Source organism: Fictibacillus nanhaiensis (assembly GCF_023715445.1).
Lineage (GTDB): Bacteria > Bacillota > Bacilli > Bacillales > Fictibacillaceae > Fictibacillus > Fictibacillus nanhaiensis_D.
Genome location: NZ_JAMBOD010000003.1, coordinates 322,171 through 341,679 on the forward strand (window position 1 = coordinate 322,171; position 19,509 = coordinate 341,679).

Sequence of the window (19,509 nt, forward strand, 5' to 3'; positions counted from 1 at the left end):
TCAATTAATTCCCTTTTCAAACTATCGCTAAACAGAAATAAAGGGGCAGCATGGCTGGCCCCGGGAATGCTATGATTGTAATTTACTTTCTACAGCCTGACGTACTTCGTCTGCTGACATACCATGAGCGTTTATTACAGAGCCTTGTATCACCGCATTTTGTATGCCCATAACATTCTGATCCTGTCCGGAAATTACACAGCAATCACAGCCATTTGCGTCATGTTCTTGTTTAAGTTCCACTACTTCATGCCCTGCTGATCTTAGAGCATCAGAAACGTTCGTTAATGATTGTTCAACACCAATTCTAGCCATATTCCCACCTCCTTACTGTTGTTAATGTTTCCAACTCAGTATGGGAATATGTAATGAATATATCATGTGATTGCTCCTGGCACGGTGTCGATTGATAGGTGTGTGTGTCGACTCGTGGATAAATCACAAAATCTTTTGGATTGAGGGCAAAAACTTTTGGATTGAGGACTAAAATTTGTGGATTGGTAGCTATAATTTGTGGATTAGTAGCTATATTTTGTGAATTGAGCAAGCTTTTTCGCTCCAACGAGTAACAAAAAAACGGCCGTTATGGCCGTTTTCCTATTTTCTAGTCCCCTTATAGGAGAAATATTGAATTAAAAGATCGACCGCATGCTGAATAGCTTCTTCTTGCGGCTTTAGTTTCGAGTGATGCAGGCCAAATGGTGTATCTACACCTAACCAGAACATAAAACCTGGTATTTTCTCTAAGAAATAGCCATAGTCTTCCCCAGTCATGGCTTCTTTACACTCAACAACATTCACATTGTCTTGCTGCATTGCAAATTCCATGAATTCTCTTGTCAGTTTCGGTTCGTTATCCACTTGACGGTAGTTCGAACCATAGTCTATAACCGCTTGGCAGTCAAATCCTTGAGAAATTCCTTGAACTAAGGACTCAATACGGTTTTTAACCTTATCCATCGCCTCTGGAGAAAGTGTTCGAATTGTTCCTTCGAGTCTTGCTTTCTCAGCAATGATATTCTGCTTCGTACCTCCCGTTATCTTCCCTACCGTAACAACTGCAGAATCTAAAGGATCGATATTGCGCGCAACAATTGCTTGCATCTGTGTAACGAGATGGCTCGCTGCAACTACCATGTCATTGCTTAAGTGAGGGTAAGCTGCATGACCGCCTTTTCCAATCAAGTCAATAAACAGTTCTGAAGTATTTGCAAACAGCAAACCTTCTTTTACAGCAATCGTTCCAACTGGGTATTCTGGTGCAATATGAAGCGCTGTAATCATATCTGGCTTCAGCTTTTGAAAAAGCTCGCATTCCCGCATCGGTAGTGCTCCGCCAGGCCCTTCTTCTGCCGGCTGAAAAATGAACAAAAGATTATCATCTAAAGGATGTAGGACAAAATGAGCCAACAGCCCAAGTGCTATTGTCATATGAAGGTCATGTCCGCAAGCATGCATCATACCTTCATGCAACGATGCAAAATCATAGCCTGTCTCCTCGGTAATCGGAAGTCCATCCATATCTGTACGATAAGCAATCGTTTTTTCAGGATTTTTCCCGTTTACTTGTACAAAAATGCCAGTTTCCCATGTATGCACATCCAGCTTATCCTGAGGAAAAGTAGAGATGAGATCGAGTAGATACCTTTGAGTCTTAAATTCCTGAAAGCCTGGCTCCGGTATCCGGTGCAGGTCTTTTCTGATCTCAATTAATGGTTTCATCTTCTTCTCATCCCCTAAATCATTTTGATTAATCGTTTAATTGGCGCAGCTCTTGTCTGATTTCTGTTTTCGATTTTGTTTTTTCGTCTATCTTTTTTAAAACGCGGGCAGGTGTACCGCCAACAACGGTGTATGGTTCCACATCTTCAATAACTATTGCACCTGCAGCAACTACAGCTCCTTTACCAACTGTAACACCTTCAAGTACTACTGCATTGGCTCCGATTACTACATCGTCTTCAACTACTACTGGTTTAGCAGATGGAGGTTCGATAACACCTGCAAGTACAGTTCCTGCACCGATGTGGCAGTTCTTACCTACAGTTGCGCGTCCACCTAATACAACGTTCATATCGATCATTGTTCCTTCACCGATTACAGAACCGATGTTGATTGATGCACCCATCATAATAACGGCATTGTCCCCGATTTCAACTTGGTCACGGATGATCGCACCCGGCTCGATACGTGCTTTAATGTTTTTCATGTCTAAAAGAGGAATCGCTGAATTGCGGCGGTCATTCTCTACCACAAAGTCTTCAATGCTGCTTTCGTTTGTTTTAAGAGCAGTTTCGATTTCCTTCCACTCACCGAACAATACAGCTGAATTGCCTGAAGGGAACACTTTTGTTTCTTTTCCGAAATCTATATTGTCAAGATTTCCTTTTACATAAACTTTTACAGGTGTAGATTTTGTGCTGTTTTGAATAAATGAAATAATCTCGTTTGCATCCATCATTCTCATATTTATTATGTCCTCCTTAAAAGTCATTCTGTATTGTATTAAACCACTAAATATAGAAACATTCAAACGTTATTCTTACGTTAAATTTTGAATCAGATCCATAAACACATTTACTTGTTTTAGTTCTGATCCTGTTCCATGGTGAATGAGCCATGTATCCCTTTTTAGTACATTTCCATTTTTATCAGTAAGCGGTATTTTAAAAACTTCATCCTCTGGTCTTAAGCTGATAGAAGGCAGGATCGCGTAACCGATTCCGTTCAAGGCCATCTGCTTGCAGGTTTCGATCTGGTCAACCACGATGGTCTTTTGTGGAGTCGTTTTAAAATGACTGTGCCACCAGACTTGTATTTCTTGATAATAGGTGGAATGGCTTTTAAATTGAATAAAAGGTTTTGTTGTCTCTGACAGTTCTTCAATGGATGATATCGTTGTATCCACCAAGTACAGATGATCGGATAAAATATGCTCCTTGCTGCCTCTCCATTCCGGATTCCCCCTTACGATTCCAAGATGGATGCGGTCTTCATATAAATGCTTGATAATCTCTGAGCTCCATCCTGTAATTAGAGAGATGTTAACGTGAGGATAAAGACTCACGTACTCTTTTAAAACATGCGGAAGCCAATATTGGCCGATGATTGAGGCTACAGCTAATTTAAGTGTGCCATGAACATGCTCCGAAAGTGATTGCAGTTCTTCTTTTACTGCCTCCTCCTTTTGAAGCACTTCACTTACATAAGAGATTATTTTTTCGCCAGCCGGAGTGAGGGTCAGTCCTTTTTGGGACCTTACAAAAATAATCGTGCCCCAATTATTTTCAATCGACTGAAGCCGTTGACTTAGGGCTGGCTGAGATACATAAAGTCTTTCGGAAGCTTTCCTCATATTTAATTCTTCTGCAAGTACTTTTAAGATTCGAAATTCCGATAGTTGCATATAAATGCCTTCTTTCAGTCAATAAGTTTTTCTTATGAAACAGCGTCCAATTTTAGTAATTTAATTTAAGTATACCTTAACATAGGATATATATGTAAACAGAAAAGAAAGGAAGTGAAGGCATGTATATCTTAATCCTTGTCGGCTTTTGTGCGACCTTTATCGGCACTCTTTCCGGGAGTGGCGGAATGATTAACTTTCCAATCATGCTTTTATTAGGAGTCCCCGTTCATTCTGCTATAGCTGCTAATAAGTTTGCCAACATGTTCAGTTCTTTTTCAAGTTTTTTTGTTCTATTGAGAAAAAATGATGCAAAGCTCGCTCCTTACTTTCTTTCAGGCGCAGTCAGCTTAACAGGCGGGATATGCGGAGGCTTAATCGCTTCAGCAATCTCAAGAGAAAATCTAACGATCATCGCACTTATTTTGTTAAGCGGAGCTCTTTTTTTAACCTTTATAAAAACAAAGAAGAATTTAAATCCCGAAAATGAGATCAAACAGCTGCCAGCAAATAAATATCCCTATCTTTTCGGCATTGGTGCATACGACGGGATGTTCGGGCCAGGACAAGGTACGATGCAAATGCAGCTTTTTTTAAGGAATGGTTTTTCTTATATTCGGACTGTATCATTTACAAGGTTTAATACATTTTTAAGCTGTACAGGTGCTGTGGTTACGTATTTTTGGGCAGGTCATTATATGTGGAACGTTGCTATTCCATTAACGATCGGCAGCATATGCGGTGCTCAATTAGCAGTAAAACTTGCACCTATGCTAAAAACAAAACAGGTTACAATCCTCATGAGGACTGTAACCGCTCTGCTTATACTTCAATTAATCATTCAATGGGGGTAATCAAAATGAAAATTTCAGGCATTCATCACATTCAATTATGTATTCCTGCTGAAAAAGAATCTGAAGCAAAATTTTTTTACAAAGACGTACTTGGGTTAAAAGAAATACCTAAGCCTGAAACTCTTCAAAAAAACGGGGGAATGTGGTTTCAGGTTGGCAGCCAGGAGCTGCATATTGGAGTTGAGGACCAAGTTTTTAAAGGTAAACATCATCCCGCTTTTTTAGTGAATGGAATAAGTGAACTTAAAAGTCATCTTTCTGCTAAAGGAATTTCCATTCAAAAAGAGATACCAATCCCAGGTTTTAACCGCTTTTCTATTCGTGATCCTTTTGGCAACAGGATTGAATTTATTGAACCTGAGTAATCCGTGTGTTTATTTGTTCCTATCTTCCGGTTCAACGTGAACTTGTATACTTTCAACATTGTAAGCTTCTTTAATGGTATTTTCTATTTTCTCGGTAATGTCATGGCTTTCAACAACATTTAACGACGGATCAACTTTTATTGTTACATCAATAATAGCCCGGTTACCGTGCTTTCTTGCTTTTAGATCACCTACGTTTTGAACGCCATCGACATCCAGAATTTTATGTTCCATTTCTTTTCCTTCTTCGTAATCAAAACCATCAGAAAGGTTATGAGAAGTCTCGGTGAAAATTTCCCATCCGGTCTTTATGATAATAAGACCTACAACTACAGCTGCGGCGGGGTCAAGCCATGCCATACCCACTTGTGCACCGAAGATCCCTACTGCAGCTCCGATACTGACAAAAGCATCGGAGCGATTATCCAGTGCCGCTGCCTTTAGTCCTTGGCTGTCTGTTTCTTTGGCAATCCGAATATTGTAAAAATATACTCCCAGCATGACTGCAGCTCCAAACAAAGCAATCAATGCTGCTGTAAGGGAAGGCTCGGTTTCAACCCCTCTAAACATCTTTTTAACGGAAGAAATCAGGACTTCAATCCCGATTACCACCATAATAAAAGATGCTACCATCGATGCGATAGTTTCTGCACGCAAGTGGCCATACGGATGATCCTCATCTGCTGGCTTTCTTGAAATTTTCAATCCGATTAAAACCGCTATGGAAGCAATAATATCCGTTGCATTATTTAAGCCGTCAGCGATCAGCGCGTCCGAACTGTATATGAAACCTGAAACCAGCTTTACGATTGATAGAAAAATGTATGCACCTAAACTATAATAAACACCGCGTTCCACTCTTTTTTGCTGTTCAGCTTGCATTCTCTCTTCTCCTTATTCCATAATACCTTTTTAATCATAAAGAATGGTTTCCGGGTGGGTCTAGAGCAATCTTTTTCACTAGAGGAAACATTAATGTTCGTAGATCATTTTTCTCGTCATACCGCCATCAATCATAATGTTTTCACCAGTGATAAAATTATTGTCCGGCTCCGCAAGAAATAAACAAGCCCGCGAAATATCTGACGGTTTACCTACTCTTTTGGCAAGATGCTGTTCATGATCAATCTTTCTTAGCCTGGAGTAATCTCCGGTATGTATCCAGCCTGGACTAATAGAGTTTACAGTAATATGTTCCTCTGCAAACGATGCTGCCAAGGCATGAGTTAGCGCTACTATACCACCCTTTGTCGCGGCATATGCTTCAGAATGAGGTTCTGACATGAATGCACGGGTAGAAGCCATATTGATGATAGAGCCACCGCCTGATTTGGACATATATTTTGCGGCTTCTCTTGAAAAAAGAAATACACTTCTTAAATTAGTCTGAATGATTTCATCCCACTCATCTACTGATAATTCATAGGGAGATTTCCATTTTGAAATGCCTGCGTTATTAATTACACAGTTCAGTCCGCCCAATTTATCATGTGTTTCTAATACAGCTTTTATTATCTCATTCGGATTTTTCACATCACAATGAACAGATATACTTTTCGGTTCAATTTGATGAACCTCGGTTAACGTTTTCGCCAGCTCTTGCTGGTCAAAATCTATCAATGATGGAATCCAGCCAGCTTTTGCAAAATCAATGGCTGTTTGTTTGCCGATCCCTTGTGCTGCTCCAGTTATTAGTACAATCTTGTTCATCCTATTAACCCTCCGCTCGTTTATTTAACTATCTTATTCATTCCCTAGTTCACTTCAATCGTATCAATCATCAAAAAGAAAGCTGCCGATTTGACGACAGCTTCATTTCATTAATTTTTTCTCCAGCCGCATGGCGGACGCGGAGGACATGGAGGGCAAGGAGGAGGACAAACAACCGGCTGTACAGCTTGTGTACCACAAAGGTTTTGCTGAGTTGCCTGGTTAACAACATTCGTACTTTGAGGAAAATAGTGAACGTATTTATAATTTGTCTGGTTAACCTGAGTCGTTTGTGTTGGATGAATCATAGGAACATATACATCCTGCTGATTATATTGAACCTGTTGATTAGTTGGACTGTATTGTGCAGGCAATACTTGCGGAGGATAATACTGAGATGGTGATACGGGAGGGTATCCGCAACCACCCATTTGAGGCATCTGTCCCATAGCTCCCAAAGTCGGCCCCATTCCTATCGCGCCAGCAGCTGCAGGCATCCCCATTCCCTTTTTAGGGAAAATTCTTGGGCGTTTAAACAAAAAGACTTCTCCTTTCAAAAATCTTAAATCTTATTTCTCTTTATTTTATGTGGGACGACTTAAAAAGTTCGTCCAAATTAAGCACAAAAAATTCGCCTTGAGCTAATCAAGGAAATTCCTTTGAGGTATGTTTTTATATGTTCGAGGAGTTGTCAATTTAAATTTTATTCCTTATTAAGGAGTTTTTTCTCGATATATGAATAGGATAAAAAAACACTCTCTTTTAAAAAAAAATGAGAGTGTTAACTATGTATGGTCTATGGTGACCCGAGAGGGGTTCGAACCCCCGACCAGTCATAAACGATAGGTAATAAACGTTGGTCTATACGTTAGTTGATTCGGTCATTGAACGAACTGCGACCGTTTGAATCATTTTATCATTATTATATATGCTTGGTCAATCAGGTATTAATGCAATTAGACGGAGAAATGTAAAGTACAGGTGAATTTCGCTGAAGCTGAAATTATTTATTCATCCGTATTGGAATCCCGCCAGTCAAAAGTAAATAGTAAATTATCTTTTGACAAGTTAATGACTTTACTTTCATTTAGAATATCTTGCGTTTCCTTACAATAAATGTTTATAAAATCAATTGCAATAAAAGCTTGTTTTTTTGATTTCATATAAAAAGGAATTAGATTTTCCACCGCTGGTTTCTCGATATTTTTAAATAGGAAAGAGTCATGAGCTACAAAAGGAAGCCTTGTTAAATGAAATATCGCTAAGTCAAAAATTATTAAATTAGTATAAGCTTTACCAGTCCCTGTGTTTTCAAACAAATTATACTGATAATCTTTAAATGATAATTCTAATACAGGAGGTTTTCTTTTATCCTTATGAATTAAGTCATTTATTTCAGTTAGCTTTAAATTAATGTCATCTTTAATTTTGTTTATAATGTCTTTTTTTAACTCAGCTAATGAAATACTTTTTAATTTTATGTCTTCATTTATTGATATTAATTTGTCGTAAAAATCATTTTCAAGTTGAAGTTGCTTTAAGTTTGAAGAAGACTCAATTAAGTTGTCGACAAAAATATTAGGTTCTTTATTTGGATTTAATATCTCTTCTACTTTTTTATTAACTTCATTAATCTCATCTTCCAATTCCTCAATTTTACCTTTTAAATCCTTCTTGGCTTGTTGAAGTTCTTTAGATAGTATTGTACTAATCCCTTGATGAAACTCCTCAATTGAATGTAATTTTTCAACATTTACATTAGGGAAAAACTCAATTAGTTTTTCAAATCCTACGTCTGTATATTTTGTAATCCTCTTATCTGCTCTACTATACCTTGACTTATAGTAATCCTTTTCTTCCATTAATATATTCTTCTGATCCCTTAATTCAAGTAATTCATCAGAAATAATTTCAGAAGCATTAATTATTGGACTAAACATACTTTTACTGTATGTTTCTATTTCTTCTTTCAGTAATTCTATTTCCTTAACGTTTGATTTGTATTTGGTCTTATTTATTTTGGGTATAAAATTATATTTACTAGCTTTATTAATTGCTTTCTTTGAATCATTTAAATCTTTTAAAACACTATCCTCATTAGCGATACTGTCATATTTATTAAATAATTTAATTAATCTTGTTACAGTAAGTGAATTTTTCTCTGAATGATGGTTATGTAAAGGTCTTTTTACATCGTAATTTTGCTTTCCCCAAACTCTAGAGAAGAGACTAACAGCTTGCCTAAAACTTAATTGTTTAGATTCTAAACCATAGTATTGATACAAACGATTATTGTAATCGGTAAGACTTATCGCTTCTTGTATTTTAAAGTCGTTTGTACACTTATAAACTGTATTGGGATCCTCAGTTCCTCTCTTAAAAAATAGTTTTAAGTTGTTAAACTCTAGTATGTATAAGAAGGTATGATGTCCTAATTTTGTAACAACATCTTTGTTATGGGTAATGTAAGTATTCCCTCCAAAAATAAAATCAACTATCATCAATAGAGTCGATTTTCCAATTGAGTTTGAACCTACCTTATCACCGAGCACTACATTCAAACCTTCGTGAAATTTTATAATTTTTTCTTTAAATATCTCACACCTAATTTCTTTTAACATACTTTACTACTCCCTTTTTAAAATCTACATTTATTGCATCTAATAAAAATAGCGCTTCAAGCGAATAGATAAATTCATCTATCTCTTCAAAATCCTCTTGAACTTTTAAATACAGCTCTGTTAGTTTTATATCCTCTTTTTTCAATTCCTTAAGTATTACTGGCATTTTTCCAACTATAGACTCATTAAAAGGAATAACCTTATTGGGAACGATCATTAAAATACCTCACAATTTTGGATAAAAAACGAAATAACTATAGCGCATGAAACCGTCGAACTGTTCTCTGTTTTCTTTGATAACCATTCAGTAAGTTGCTCATAAATATTTTCTTGAGATGTTTCTGTTTTACTTATATTGAGATAGAAAGACTTTACTTGAGTAGCGATTCTATCGAAGGATTTAGGGTATTGTTTGTCTAATTGCATAAATTGCTTTTGAATAAAAAAATAGTAATCAGTAATTTCATTCCTTATTTTTCTTTTGGTCAGTTTAGACAGTGTTTTATTGGCTTTTGTATTAAGTTTAAGCGCATTCATACTCAACGGGCTTTCATTTGTATCATCAGTCTCATCAACTAATGCTAATATTATATGCTTTATTTCTAACTCAATTTGAAAATCTGAATACCCTGCTCTCGCATGAGTTCTGCTTATCAGTAATTTTTTCATTTTTACTAACTTTCTATATTCATCAGCCGTTCTTGGGTTATCAAATTTTTTATGACAGTCTCTACAAAGAGCAATAATATTATCTAAGTTATTGACATCCTCATGAAGCCTTTCCTCATTCATTAATAATTTTTTCTCAGTAGGTGTAGGATGAAGAGGATATATATGCGCTCCCTCAAATATCTTCATTTTTTTGCCGTTTTTTTCGTACATTAGCGTTTTCGTACATAAAGGACACATGCCCTCTACTTCTGAAAAAAGGAAAATATTTTCGTTTGCACTGAGATTCTTTCTATTAATCTGCATAACCTAAACACCTCATCGACCTTTTCCCTTATTGTTTATTCCCAAACTATATAATACTACCAAAAAAATAAATATTTGGAAATTCATTATTGATAGTGTATCATACGTTAGATTTAATAGGGACAAATAGTTTCTTAAACCTTACGGATTTTCGGTTAAAATTAAAAGGAAGCCCCGAAGGACTTCCGTATTATGCGAATACTACTGAGTTAACGAGTGGATCTGCCGTGAACTTATCGCTTAGATGCGTTTGTAGCCCCGCACTCAATACGATTTCAGCCGGCAAGTTAACCGTGATATCCTGCGCTAGTCCGTGGCCTGCTATTGTTTGCTTAACTACGTCTCGAATCGCTACCTCGATGAAGTCAACGATGGACATTCCCGTTAAGTCGCTCGCTAGTTGCATTCCGTTATTATCCGTTGCTAAAAGACTTCTGTACCCGTGTCTGAATTGACTACCTCCGTGCTGTCCCAGTTTAATTGTTACGTTTACCATGTTAAATTCCCCCCTAGTTTTTTAGTTTGGCGGGGCAGGAGTCCCAATTCCGAACCCCGCCGTGTGTTTGTCTTGCCGGATTTAGACCGACCCGACGTCCCGTGACGATGACCGCCACTAATCCTACTCTACGCTTGTTCCTCCGACTAGAAACGGGGACGAGTCGTTTAAAGTCGTGCGAACGGAAGGCTTGCGTTAATACTGCTTTAACTTAACGTTGGACTTACGGGCTGCTTGAACGTCTTTAAACGCCGGATGAACCATCGTTAGTGTCTTGTACTTAAATGTGACACCCGTTAACTTATCCATTTTCAGCGATTCTAACGCTTCCTGCTCAGGTGTCATTAGCCCATCGCTAAGTTGACGATAAAGCCCTCGTAACTTCTTCTGAGCCAGTTCGTTGTCACCGACCTTACGTGATGCCTCCGCTAGTTGCTTTACAACCTCGCTGAACGCCGATTCGTTTTCGAGTGATTCGAGTTTATCCTCATACTCAGCGATTGCGCTTAGCGTGTCAGCCTCGTTCATTGCGAAAGTTAATTTAGTCGTTAAGTCTTGCGTGATCCCTTCAACGAATTGCTTATCGGTTGGGCTTACTGCGAATCTACTACGGGCAGCTACCCTCGACTGGTGTGCGATAGCTTCGTCAATTTTGTCGCTGAACTCCGATTCCAATCCCTTAACGTTAGCCTCTAGTGACTCTCGTAGTTTACCTATCTCATACTCCGCAACCACCGGGTCGTGGTAGTAAGGATTCTGTGAATTTTCGATTTTTTGCACACCTTTTCGGAATGCCTTTACCTCTTGCTCGACTTGCTTTGAGTAAGTTTCCTTTAAGTTCATCACTCAACATCTCCTTTAAATTCGAATTTTTCTTTCTCAGTCGGGTTAAACACCATCGGCTCACCGTTTTTGAGGTACATAATAATTGGCTCCTGTGTGTTTGCGTCCACTAGACTTATTTGCCCGGTTTCTAAGTGCTTTACGTATCTGACAACGAATACGTCACCAAATTTGTTCTTATCTTCCCATTTACCGGTTTCCATCCTTATCGACTCCTTTTTCTCGTCATGCCAACATAGGGCAAGTCAACGTTAGTCAACTTCGTATGCACGTACAACCCGTTTGCTTTCGTGAATGCCTCAACGATTTGCTCAGAGGTGTAATGCGCTGCTCGTGGGCTTTCTTGCGTTTGATACTCGGCTTTAAACAGCACCGAACTATCCTCTCGGGAGTGAACCTTTATCGTTACGTCATGCCCCACGACGTCGATGCGCGTGAGTACCTTGCCTTTCATATCCTCGTGGCTTTCGTGTACCTCGCCCTTCTTTTCGAACCATTTCACGCTGCTCAACCTCCTCGATTTGCGAATATTTTACTAACGATACAGGCGGATGCTCCCAGTAGTATCTCGGCAACTGTAGACCGAATATATCTAGCACCCACACCGGATATTTATCTTTGTATCTCGCCCGGTTTCGTTTAACTTCGAATCCACCTCTAACGGTTATTTCCTTACGTGTTAATCTCGGCATCTTCGGTCAACTCTCTTTCACGTTTTAATCGTTCAGATTCCGATCTGCTTGCGAATATCCAGTCTAACCCCTCGTCGACTAGTGTTTCGTAGTCCTGGTCGTAAAGGTTAAACTCAGTGATATCGCTAGACTTCGTATATTTATCGATATCCTCGTGCTTTTCTCGAGGTGCCTTCGGTTCAATCCGTACGTTCTTTAGCAATGCGTCTCAGCCTCCCGACCATTGATTTCGGCAATAAGTCTTGTAGCTTCGTAGTCATCGGCTGTACCTTACGGGTCTTGCCCTTACGTCGTCCACGCTTTCGTGGTTTGTTGTTGTTCTCGCTCATATTGTTAGTCACTCCTCGTTAATTTCGTGTGTATTTGACAGATTTTCAGCGTAAAATGCCGACTAGAGCCGTTGTTTTTTAGTTCGAATACCTTTGCTAAGGGTATAGCATTCATTGGCTTAGAACGGCGTTTAAGCTCGCTTTTCTGTCGTAGTTTCTAGTATTCTTTCGGCTGCTCGCCTTTGTTCAATCGGTATTTTAAACTGAACGCCAATAAGCCGACCATTTCGAAAATAGTCAGCCGTTATCGCCCAGTCTTTTTTATATCGTTTAATGCGTCGTATAAGATCGCGATTCTCAGTGTATGCGAATAAGTAGCCCGTTTCAGCCCGCCATATCGAATTAGGCATCCGATGTCACCTGCTCGAAGTAAGCATGAGCATCAACTACTAGCCCTGCGTATATTTCCGTTACATCCGAGCCACTTCGTAATGCCAATCGCTCAAGCAAACGTTTACTAGCGTGCGGACTGCACGACTGTAGCATGAATAGTAGTGCCGGTCTATCTCGTTTCGTCGCATTGCAACTAGAGCAGGCGCATACTACGTTATCGAACGTGTTATAGCCTCCGCGGGCATGAGGAATTACGTGATCCACCGTTGCCTCAGCGTACTCCAACGGTTTCTGACAGTACCCGCACGAGCCTTCGCTCAATATAAAGCTGACCTGATGCGAAGTAAGATCGCACTTAATCGGTTGCCCAATCGCTTTTTCAGCTCTCTTACGTCGGTACTTTGCAAATGTCTGAGCGTTCTTTGCCTTACCTGTGTAGGTTCTAAGGTACTTCCTCTTAGCCTCTGACTGACAAACCTTACAATCATTCCTAAGACTGTCCTTATGTTTGCGGTTTTTACTGAACTCGCTCAACGGCTTCGTAACGTGGCACCTCGCACAAGTCTTCGTCATTAGTAACGACCCCCATTCGCAATTACTCGTTGCTGTTCGTCTGATTTATCCTTTAGCTCCGATACATCGTCGATTAGTCGGTCGCACTTCTTTTCGATTGAATCTAGTCGTCTTATGATTAATTCGAATAACATCTGCTCTCTTCCCATTCGTCCCATCCCCTTAATTAGTTTTTATTTTTTAATCCAAGTACTTCGTGCAGCTTGCGTTGTGTCGTCCTAACTTCTCGAGAAACAAACGTCTCACCGCTTGCTTCTATTTGTGCCAACGCTAGTAAGTAAATCGCCATTGCTAACTTATCCGTGTCCATCCCGTCACATCCCTTCCCGTAAGTATTTAACGCTAATTACCGGCTCCTATGGGCGGAGTGTCGCGGCAGCGACGATGTCCCGCAGTACGAACGCCAGTTCTGTTTTTGCGCATAAAAAATAGACCTCGTCGGGTCCTGTTACTGTTGCAGGCGATATAAACCGTGATTATCGGCATATATTTGTTTTTTGTCGCATAGTAACTTTAACCTCGGCTCGCCTGCGATTGTAGCGTCGCCCAGCCATTCGACCCGTTGGTCAACCGTGAAGCAATGGATCTTGTGTCGCATGAGTAGCTTGAGCATTTCTCGAGAATCCGTTAAGTACACCCGTTTCAAGTGTTCGTGGTCAGGATTGCCGGAGTAATACCACGGTGTATGCTTAATCGTTCTTTTCATCGTTTTCACCGCCGTGGAATACCCGCATCGTAGCTTTAACGTGTTCAATCTGACGTAGTCCGAATGTATCCTTTATCTTTAACTCTAGGCTTCGACTGACTGGCGCTTTTTCCGTTTCAACCAATGCAATTAACGCTCGGCTGACGCCTAACTTGTCGGCTGCTTCGTGTTGGCTCAGCGAGTTTAACCTGCGTAACATTTTTACTAGTTTTGCGTTCATTCAGACCCCCTCCTATTTATACAAATTGTTAAATAACGTCCGAAATTAACGAGAAGTCGTCACACAAGCCGGCGTGCTAACGACCTCATCTACCGAACTCTTGTTCTCATTATATACGGGACTGCTCTCCCCCTTTGCGGGCGTAAATCCGTAGACTTCTTCACGTTTTCTGCATCTTTTGTAGCCTTTTTCTCGGTTTCTTTCGAACGGCTCGACGATGTCCGTTATTGTTTCGGTTTCCATCGCTACCTCTCGAGACTTGTAGTTGCGTTCGTCCGTTTCATCACGGTTCTCTTTATAAACGTGTTCCGGTAGATACGTACCTGTACGCTCAAAACGCTTCTCAGCTTCCTTCTGACGCTCTTTACAGTTTCGGCAGCAGAACCGTTGGTCTTTACGGCGTGGTTTAAATGCCTCGATACAGAACACGTACTCGCATTCTTTGTAACTCGTAAACTCTGCACGAGCTTCTTCCGCTGTAATCCGTCCACGTTCAAAACGACTCAGTACGTTGTCATAAAGATCGGTCACCGTGAATGACGACTTTTCAACGTGCTCATGCTCCAACTTCGCCCAGTTTTCACGAGTGTACGATTTCCACTTGTCACGCTCGATGTTTACAGTAACAAACGCCCACACTCCGCCTAGAAGGTCGATTGACTTCTTGTCGAGGTTGATAGTTTTGTCGATAAATTCCTGCGTATCCTTACGTAAACCCTCCACGTCCGTAACTCCTGCTCGATTGTAAGTCTTTTGAATTTGTCCTAATGTCTTTGCCATTTTAAATTCCCCCTAGAGTTTTATAGTGTTTTATCCCACGGCAAATAAGCCCCATAGCGGTGCCACCGGGTTTGCTTATGTTTCTTATATATTCGCTTAGGTTTTCATATACTTGTGTTCTTATATTCGCTTATCTATTTCCATGCTTGCATGGGCGAGCTTGCGAGCGTAATTGTATATTTATATCGTAGTACGTTTATATACGTATATTTATATACTGTTCATTTTTTGCACATAGTCATGTTCATTTTTTGTACATAGCCTATGTTCATTTTTTGCACATAGCGTACTAAAACCAGTTCTCGTTAACCTCGTCAGCATCATCGGGCAGCTCCGTTGGAACCATTTCGGGTTCGGGCGGGCTATCGGGCTTGGTGTACGCTTTTCCTTTCGCTTTATCTTGCGACCATTTCTTTTGCAACGCTTCTTCTTCCGCATCTATTTTCGCCAACTTCGCCTTAACTTGGTCGGAAACATCCGGAAACTTTGCGTAGAACTCAGCCATCGTTGTAACTGGTGCCTTTACGACATAGACGTTATTCTTACGGTCGCCCATCGGTGACTTACGAACCTCTATTAAATCCAGTACCTCGAGTATCTTAATTTGCTTGATTATCGAGCCACGAGTAAGATCGCTGTCCCTTGCGAGATCCCAATGCGTAGGAAATGCGTAACCGTAGTCTGGATTGTAGTAATCGAATAGTATTTCGTAGATTAATCGAGTATTTCCGTTGAACTTCGGATGCTTAGTGTAGATTCGCTTAAGACTGTTAAGCCCTGGCGAGTAGTATTCGTTGATTTCGATAGGATATTGCTTTTGAGTTTCGTTGGGTTTCATTGTGTTTACCTCCATGTGATTTAGTGTTGTTTAGAGCTTGATACCTCGTGCGTCTGCGATTTCCGATAAGTCTGCGATAAAGTTACCGCAAACCTCGAATACAAACGCTGCCTTTCCTCGGTGCTTAGTTGACGGCTTGATTTCGACGATGCGGTAGCCCTTAGTTAGTAACTCGTTTGCAATCGCCATGCTCAGGATTACTTTGTACGGGTTGTTCATAAGATTTTCACCTCCTAAAATCGTGTGATTTATTGCTAGAATTACTCCCCCTATAGTTACGACGAGAGGTTTCTTTGTAGGTATAGTTTTCAGCATTTCTGCAAAACTTTTTTTTCGAACGCCAAAAAGACCACCGGTTGACCCGGTAGCCTTTCTTTAAATCCGAACATTAGGCGTTTTTTCATTAAGAACGTGTGTTCGCTAAAATCCGAACAATGTCCAGTTTTTCCTGTTATTTTTCGATGCTTTACGGTGGTATTTGGGTGTGCCATTTTACGTCGACTCTACTCGGGCGAAATACGAATCAAATACCCTATCGGCACCCTTAGTATTCAAAACGGGGTACAATGCCGTAAACAGCGATTATTGTCGTCTAAAAACAGCTCAGAATCGATTTGCACGCTGCCCTCAAACCCACGTTCGTCGTTTAAGGCGTCTAGAAGCTCGAATTTGGGACGTTTAGGGTACGGTGGCGCCTTTGGTATTCAAAACGGGTTAGAATCGCAAATAGACGTCATTCTTTGCGTCTGACAGCCACCTGAGTCGTTTGTCGTCGCCAGGATTGACGAGAACACCCGTTCTAAGACGCGTTTTAAGGCGTCTAGAAGCCCCGTAGAGCGATTTTAGGGTGCGGAGTAATACTGTGAGCAGCAGAAACCCCGTAAGAAGGCGAATATGGACGTCTGCCAGCGTCTAGGGTTGCGAAGTTACAGCCCAGCCCCCGAGCCAACGGATCGACGGTACCAACGTTTAACCTCGATTCCACTCGGCTTGGGTGTTATCTTCGCTTAGTTTTGCTTATGCTTTAGGTTTTCGTGTATATTGGTTATACGAACTAAGCAAAGCGAAGTGAGTACGAAGTGACCGAAGGGAACGTAGTTGACTTTAATACTCGTTAACAACGTTGTATATAACTCACTTCGTTCGTACTCGTTTACTAACGTAAACTCGTAATTACTTAAATCTTTTAAAGAACTTAAGTACTTAAAGACCTTAATTCTTTTAAGTTCAAAATCTTTTAATCTTAGCATACTTTAATTTGATTGTCAATAGAATTTCTGAAAATATATTTAAAAATATTTTTCTAAAATACTTACCTTTAGCCATAATTTAACCCGAAAATAGGCAGAATCCGGGCTAAAAAAAACTAAAAACCTTAACTTCGCCCGCTGCGCGGGCCTATTTTAGCATTTATTATAAATTTCGCCTCGCAACACCCTCCCACCTACAAAAGAGGGTTGAGAAGTGAGATTTATGATAAATTGCTAAAATGCTTCAGTCGGGACATTTGCGACGGTTTTGGTTTGGAGCAAATGCACCATCTACTCTTGAACCCACATCGATAAATCACGACTTTTTACACTGATCCGTGTCTCCGGACAACCATCGGTGCATATATTCTTTAATTTTTTCGTTCGACTGTCGTTCTAGAATCGATTCAGCCCCGCACTAGGCGATTACAGGCATCGTTCAGTTCCGAGGCGATAGCTGAGGGCGAGCCATAAGCGAGCAACCACCATAAGCTAAACCCGAACGATATTCCGATACTACCGAACAAATATTCGTTTATAACTGGAAAATGCCGTAATTCATCCGTTAGATGTTCAATTAAAAACACGAACTTTAACGTTTATTACGGCATAATCGTTCGGTTATACGTATCACTCGGGGCTGACCTGTGCTACTCGCCGAGCATTTCCGTTACAACCTCGTCGTCCCACTCATACTGAGCGCAAACTTCCGCGACTGCTAACGGTAGTCCTTTCGCCAAAAAGAACTCACGTAGCTTTGCGGTATCTTCGTTGAACTTGTGGTCAATCGTTCGACCGTCTGATCCAATCCAAACTAACGTCATACAACGCACCTCCCGTCTGTTAAAATTACCCTGCGCCAACTGATTCGAATGTATCACGTTAACCCCCGACACTGCTCCCGAGTCGATGGTAATAAACGTTGTCCTGGTGAGAGCTTAACAGGTTTTATAACAGTTTCTTTACAAAAAACTTCCTATTTCTAGGGAAAATATTTGGATATTAATGTTAATATATAAATAAAACTCAATTTAATAAACGAATTTATTATCATACAAACGATGGGGGATAGTTTGTGAATAACAATAAGCTTTATACTAAAACCAAAATGTCCGAGTTGGTTGGATGGTCAGAAACAAACGGAAGAAGATGGGTTAAACACTTTAAAGATTATATACCAACGGTTCCTAGTAAAAATAAAACTATGTATACCACTGAGTCGTTAAGAATAATGAAATTCTTTAAGAAGATGAACGAAGCCGGATTTACTATTGCAGACATTATGCAAATACTTAATAAAGAAGGAATCCCAACAACCGAGAAAGAAGAACAGAGTTTAATTAAAAGACATAAATCAGAACAAGCGCATAGAGAATTTGATAAACAAATTAAAGATACGATTCCATCCACCGGAGAAATGATGATACCGTACTTAGAAATGATAAAAGATGGGAGAGCATACCCAGCAAGTGAAATTACTGAAAAGTTAGTGGAGTTCTTTAAATTAAGTGAAGAACAGCGATTAATGAAATACGAAAATAACCCTGATATAATACTACTTTCTAGAATAAGAAGTGTAAGATATAGCTTAAAAAAAGAGAACTACATTGAAGAAGTTAATAAACTAACATATCAAATAACAGCAGATGGTTTAGACCTTCTTAATGAAAGTAGAAGCGAAATAATAGAAGAAATTGAAGAATTAGAAAAGGTTGTTGATCCACTAACTGTAGTTAAAGAAAAGATAGACGATTTAAATAATGAACTAGCAGATAACTTGTTAAAACAATTGAGAAATGTTCATTGGATTAAATTTGAAGAGATTGTGGTTGAGCTTTTGACTGTAATGGGATATGGAGACGGGAAAGTTACTCAACGAACTAATGACGAAGGACTAGACGGAGTAATTAAAGAAGATAAACTAGGCTTAGATAATATTTATGTTCAAGCTAAAAGATATGCTGCAAACAATTCTGTTGGTCGAGAAGTTGTACAAAGTTTTTCGGGGGCGTTAGACGGTAAGGGAGCAAGAAAGGGTGTTTTTATCACCACATCCTATTTTACGGACGGCGCCAGGAAATATGCTGAACGATTAGAGGCAAAAAAGATAATTTTAATTGATGGAATCGAACTATCAAAGTTAATGATAGCACATAATGTAGGTGTAGATATCAATCAAACCTTTGTCGTTAAGGCAATAGATTATGATTACTTTAAAGACGAGTAACCGGGGGGCTACGGATAACGATTCTTCTCGCATGGATTTCGTGATGCTACGATACCTTTGAACCCCCGACTCTAACCATATTTAGGTAACCGTGGGGAGTGGGGCTACAATACACGTTCATATTCGCATGAATCAACGTTATTACGCACGGTGAAGTCCGTTGGTATCCCGTTAATATGCACGGTGCCCCCGACTGCCGATTAACCACCTTTTTCCGTTCTATCAGAGGCAAGCTTTAGCCCCCTTAACTTTTAAAATTTTGGCGAAACTTTTACCCACCCGGCAGCCACG

Annotated in this window: 27 protein-coding genes; 3 read left to right on the plus strand and 24 right to left on the minus strand. The window is 39.9% G+C overall.

Going from position 1 to position 19,509, the window contains the following annotated elements; genetic code table 11:
* Window positions 1-69: 69 nt before the first annotated feature.
* The 4 genes from M3196_RS11785 to M3196_RS11800 form a co-directional block, all read right to left on the minus strand.
* Window positions 70-315, minus strand: a complete 246-nt coding sequence (locus tag M3196_RS11785; protein WP_251322494.1) for a YkuS family protein — start codon at window positions 313-315, stop codon at window positions 70-72.
* A gap of 282 nt (window positions 316-597) precedes the next feature.
* Complete coding sequence (locus M3196_RS11790) at window positions 598-1,722, minus strand: N-acetyldiaminopimelate deacetylase (protein WP_251322495.1); 1,125 nt, start codon at window positions 1,720-1,722, stop codon at window positions 598-600.
* A 28-nt stretch (window positions 1,723-1,750) separates the two neighbouring features.
* Window positions 1,751-2,467, minus strand: a complete 717-nt coding sequence (gene dapD, locus M3196_RS11795) for a 2,3,4,5-tetrahydropyridine-2,6-dicarboxylate N-acetyltransferase (protein ID WP_251322496.1) — start codon at window positions 2,465-2,467, stop codon at window positions 1,751-1,753.
* A gap of 75 nt (window positions 2,468-2,542) precedes the next feature.
* Window positions 2,543-3,406, minus strand: coding sequence for a LysR family transcriptional regulator (locus M3196_RS11800; protein WP_251322497.1), 864 nt, complete (start codon window positions 3,404-3,406; stop codon window positions 2,543-2,545).
* A gap of 122 nt (window positions 3,407-3,528) precedes the next feature.
* On the opposite strand from M3196_RS11800, the gene M3196_RS11805 reads away from it, so the two are divergent.
* Window positions 3,529-4,260 (plus strand): sulfite exporter TauE/SafE family protein, encoded by a 732-nt coding sequence (locus M3196_RS11805; protein WP_251322498.1) that lies wholly within the window; start codon window positions 3,529-3,531, stop codon window positions 4,258-4,260.
* A 5-nt stretch (window positions 4,261-4,265) separates the two neighbouring features.
* A complete protein-coding gene (locus tag M3196_RS11810) occupies window positions 4,266-4,625 on the plus strand; it encodes a VOC family protein (protein WP_251322499.1) in 360 nt (119 codons plus the stop codon).
* A gap of 9 nt (window positions 4,626-4,634) precedes the next feature.
* Here the strand turns inward: M3196_RS11810 and M3196_RS11815 are convergent, their stop codons facing one another.
* From M3196_RS11815 to M3196_RS11905, 20 genes are all read right to left on the minus strand, one after another.
* Window positions 4,635-5,507 (minus strand): cation diffusion facilitator family transporter, encoded by an 873-nt coding sequence (locus M3196_RS11815; protein ID WP_251322500.1) that lies wholly within the window; start codon window positions 5,505-5,507, stop codon window positions 4,635-4,637.
* 90 nt (window positions 5,508-5,597) lie between these two features.
* On the minus strand, window positions 5,598-6,335 hold the full coding sequence (locus M3196_RS11820) for an SDR family NAD(P)-dependent oxidoreductase (RefSeq protein ID WP_251322501.1): 738 nt from the start codon (window positions 6,333-6,335) through the stop codon (window positions 5,598-5,600).
* A gap of 110 nt (window positions 6,336-6,445) precedes the next feature.
* The gene (locus M3196_RS11825) at window positions 6,446-6,874 is read right to left on the minus strand and encodes a CotD family spore coat protein (RefSeq protein ID WP_251322502.1); all 429 of its coding nucleotides are present in this window, start codon (window positions 6,872-6,874) and stop codon (window positions 6,446-6,448) included.
* 468 nt (window positions 6,875-7,342) lie between these two features.
* Window positions 7,343-8,956, minus strand: coding sequence for a DUF2326 domain-containing protein (locus M3196_RS11830; protein ID WP_251322503.1), 1,614 nt, complete (start codon window positions 8,954-8,956; stop codon window positions 7,343-7,345).
* Window positions 8,940-9,173, minus strand: coding sequence for an ABC-three component system middle component 7 (locus M3196_RS11835; protein WP_251322504.1), 234 nt, complete (start codon window positions 9,171-9,173; stop codon window positions 8,940-8,942). The genes M3196_RS11830 and M3196_RS11835 overlap by 17 nt, the downstream gene beginning before the upstream one ends.
* Entirely contained in the window at window positions 9,173-9,931 is a 759-nt protein-coding gene (locus tag M3196_RS11840) for an ABC-three component system protein (RefSeq protein WP_251322505.1), read from the minus strand. Before M3196_RS11840 ends, M3196_RS11835 begins: the two co-directional genes overlap by 1 nt.
* Before the next feature lie 190 nt (window positions 9,932-10,121).
* On the minus strand, window positions 10,122-10,427 hold the full coding sequence (locus M3196_RS11845) for a hypothetical protein (protein WP_251322506.1): 306 nt from the start codon (window positions 10,425-10,427) through the stop codon (window positions 10,122-10,124).
* Between the two features lie 195 nt (window positions 10,428-10,622).
* Window positions 10,623-11,270 carry a hypothetical protein gene (locus tag M3196_RS11850; protein WP_251322507.1) on the minus strand — a complete coding sequence of 216 codons (648 nt, stop codon included), beginning with the start codon at window positions 11,268-11,270 and terminating at the stop codon, window positions 10,623-10,625.
* Window positions 11,270-11,473: a hypothetical protein gene (locus M3196_RS11855; protein WP_251322508.1), complete on the minus strand. Its 204-nt coding sequence runs from the start codon at window positions 11,471-11,473 to the stop codon at window positions 11,270-11,272. Before M3196_RS11855 ends, M3196_RS11850 begins: the two co-directional genes overlap by 1 nt.
* Window positions 11,474-11,475: 2 nt before the next feature.
* On the minus strand, window positions 11,476-11,772 hold the full coding sequence (locus M3196_RS11860; RefSeq protein ID WP_251322509.1) for a hypothetical protein: 297 nt from the start codon (window positions 11,770-11,772) through the stop codon (window positions 11,476-11,478).
* Window positions 11,773-11,942: 170 nt separating this feature from the next.
* Complete coding sequence (locus tag M3196_RS11865; RefSeq protein ID WP_251322510.1) at window positions 11,943-12,164, minus strand: hypothetical protein; 222 nt, start codon at window positions 12,162-12,164, stop codon at window positions 11,943-11,945.
* Between the two features lie 258 nt (window positions 12,165-12,422).
* Window positions 12,423-12,641, minus strand: coding sequence for a hypothetical protein (locus M3196_RS11870; RefSeq protein ID WP_251322511.1), 219 nt, complete (start codon window positions 12,639-12,641; stop codon window positions 12,423-12,425).
* Window positions 12,634-13,197: an HNH endonuclease gene (locus M3196_RS22225; RefSeq protein WP_425310993.1), complete on the minus strand. Its 564-nt coding sequence runs from the start codon at window positions 13,195-13,197 to the stop codon at window positions 12,634-12,636. The genes M3196_RS11870 and M3196_RS22225 overlap by 8 nt, the downstream gene beginning before the upstream one ends.
* On the minus strand, window positions 13,197-13,346 hold the full coding sequence (locus M3196_RS11875) for a hypothetical protein (protein ID WP_251322512.1): 150 nt from the start codon (window positions 13,344-13,346) through the stop codon (window positions 13,197-13,199). The genes M3196_RS22225 and M3196_RS11875 overlap by 1 nt, the downstream gene beginning before the upstream one ends.
* A 17-nt stretch (window positions 13,347-13,363) precedes the next feature.
* Window positions 13,364-13,507, minus strand: coding sequence for a hypothetical protein (locus M3196_RS11880; protein WP_251322513.1), 144 nt, complete (start codon window positions 13,505-13,507; stop codon window positions 13,364-13,366).
* A gap of 379 nt (window positions 13,508-13,886) precedes the next feature.
* Window positions 13,887-14,123: a helix-turn-helix transcriptional regulator gene (locus M3196_RS11885; protein WP_251322514.1), complete on the minus strand. Its 237-nt coding sequence runs from the start codon at window positions 14,121-14,123 to the stop codon at window positions 13,887-13,889.
* Window positions 14,124-14,168: 45 nt separating this feature from the next.
* Window positions 14,169-14,762 carry a hypothetical protein gene (locus tag M3196_RS11890; RefSeq protein WP_251322515.1) on the minus strand — a complete coding sequence of 198 codons (594 nt, stop codon included), beginning with the start codon at window positions 14,760-14,762 and terminating at the stop codon, window positions 14,169-14,171.
* A 430-nt stretch (window positions 14,763-15,192) separates the two neighbouring features.
* A complete protein-coding gene (locus M3196_RS11895) occupies window positions 15,193-15,741 on the minus strand; it encodes a helix-turn-helix domain-containing protein (RefSeq protein WP_251322516.1) in 549 nt (182 codons plus the stop codon).
* A gap of 30 nt (window positions 15,742-15,771) precedes the next feature.
* Window positions 15,772-15,960, minus strand: a complete 189-nt coding sequence (locus M3196_RS11900; RefSeq protein ID WP_251322517.1) for a hypothetical protein — start codon at window positions 15,958-15,960, stop codon at window positions 15,772-15,774.
* 1,681 nt (window positions 15,961-17,641) lie between these two features.
* Entirely contained in the window at window positions 17,642-17,815 is a 174-nt protein-coding gene (locus M3196_RS11905) for a hypothetical protein (RefSeq protein WP_251322518.1), read from the minus strand.
* A gap of 251 nt (window positions 17,816-18,066) precedes the next feature.
* Here M3196_RS11905 and M3196_RS11910 point away from each other — a divergent pair, with 251 nt between their 5' ends.
* Window positions 18,067-19,218: a restriction endonuclease gene (locus M3196_RS11910; RefSeq protein ID WP_251322519.1), complete on the plus strand. Its 1,152-nt coding sequence runs from the start codon at window positions 18,067-18,069 to the stop codon at window positions 19,216-19,218.
* Window positions 19,219-19,509 lie beyond the last annotated feature (291 nt).

Bases quoted from the DNA above. Each gene is read 5' to 3' on its own strand.
- M3196_RS11785 (WP_251322494.1), bottom strand. From the start codon at position 315: ATGGCTAGAATTGGTGTTGAACAATCATTAACGAACGTTTCTGATGCT.
- M3196_RS11790 (WP_251322495.1), bottom strand. From the start codon at position 1,722: ATGAAACCATTAATTGAGATCAGAAAAGACCTGCACCGGATACCGGAG.
- dapD (WP_251322496.1), bottom strand. From the start codon at position 2,467: ATGAGAATGATGGATGCAAACGAGATTATTTCATTTATTCAAAACAGC.
- M3196_RS11800 (WP_251322497.1), bottom strand. From the start codon at position 3,406: ATGCAACTATCGGAATTTCGAATCTTAAAAGTACTTGCAGAAGAATTA.
- M3196_RS11805 (WP_251322498.1), top strand. From the start codon at position 3,529: ATGTATATCTTAATCCTTGTCGGCTTTTGTGCGACCTTTATCGGCACT.
- M3196_RS11810 (WP_251322499.1), top strand. From the start codon at position 4,266: ATGAAAATTTCAGGCATTCATCACATTCAATTATGTATTCCTGCTGAA.
- M3196_RS11815 (WP_251322500.1), bottom strand. From the start codon at position 5,507: ATGCAAGCTGAACAGCAAAAAAGAGTGGAACGCGGTGTTTATTATAGT.
- M3196_RS11820 (WP_251322501.1), bottom strand. From the start codon at position 6,335: ATGAACAAGATTGTACTAATAACTGGAGCAGCACAAGGGATCGGCAAA.
- M3196_RS11830 (WP_251322503.1), bottom strand. From the start codon at position 8,956: ATGTTAAAAGAAATTAGGTGTGAGATATTTAAAGAAAAAATTATAAAA.
- M3196_RS11835 (WP_251322504.1), bottom strand. From the start codon at position 9,173: ATGATCGTTCCCAATAAGGTTATTCCTTTTAATGAGTCTATAGTTGGA.
- M3196_RS11840 (WP_251322505.1), bottom strand. From the start codon at position 9,931: ATGCAGATTAATAGAAAGAATCTCAGTGCAAACGAAAATATTTTCCTT.
- M3196_RS11845 (WP_251322506.1), bottom strand. From the start codon at position 10,427: ATGGTAAACGTAACAATTAAACTGGGACAGCACGGAGGTAGTCAATTC.
- M3196_RS11850 (WP_251322507.1), bottom strand. From the start codon at position 11,270: ATGAACTTAAAGGAAACTTACTCAAAGCAAGTCGAGCAAGAGGTAAAG.
- M3196_RS11855 (WP_251322508.1), bottom strand. From the start codon at position 11,473: ATGGAAACCGGTAAATGGGAAGATAAGAACAAATTTGGTGACGTATTC.
- M3196_RS11870 (WP_251322511.1), bottom strand. From the start codon at position 12,641: ATGCCTAATTCGATATGGCGGGCTGAAACGGGCTACTTATTCGCATAC.
- M3196_RS22225 (WP_425310993.1), bottom strand. From the start codon at position 13,197: ATGACGAAGACTTGTGCGAGGTGCCACGTTACGAAGCCGTTGAGCGAG.
- M3196_RS11875 (WP_251322512.1), bottom strand. From the start codon at position 13,346: ATGGGAAGAGAGCAGATGTTATTCGAATTAATCATAAGACGACTAGAT.
- M3196_RS11880 (WP_251322513.1), bottom strand. From the start codon at position 13,507: ATGGACACGGATAAGTTAGCAATGGCGATTTACTTACTAGCGTTGGCA.
- M3196_RS11885 (WP_251322514.1), bottom strand. From the start codon at position 14,123: ATGAACGCAAAACTAGTAAAAATGTTACGCAGGTTAAACTCGCTGAGC.
- M3196_RS11895 (WP_251322516.1), bottom strand. From the start codon at position 15,741: ATGAAACCCAACGAAACTCAAAAGCAATATCCTATCGAAATCAACGAA.
- M3196_RS11900 (WP_251322517.1), bottom strand. From the start codon at position 15,960: ATGAACAACCCGTACAAAGTAATCCTGAGCATGGCGATTGCAAACGAG.
- M3196_RS11905 (WP_251322518.1), bottom strand. From the start codon at position 17,815: ATGACGTTAGTTTGGATTGGATCAGACGGTCGAACGATTGACCACAAG.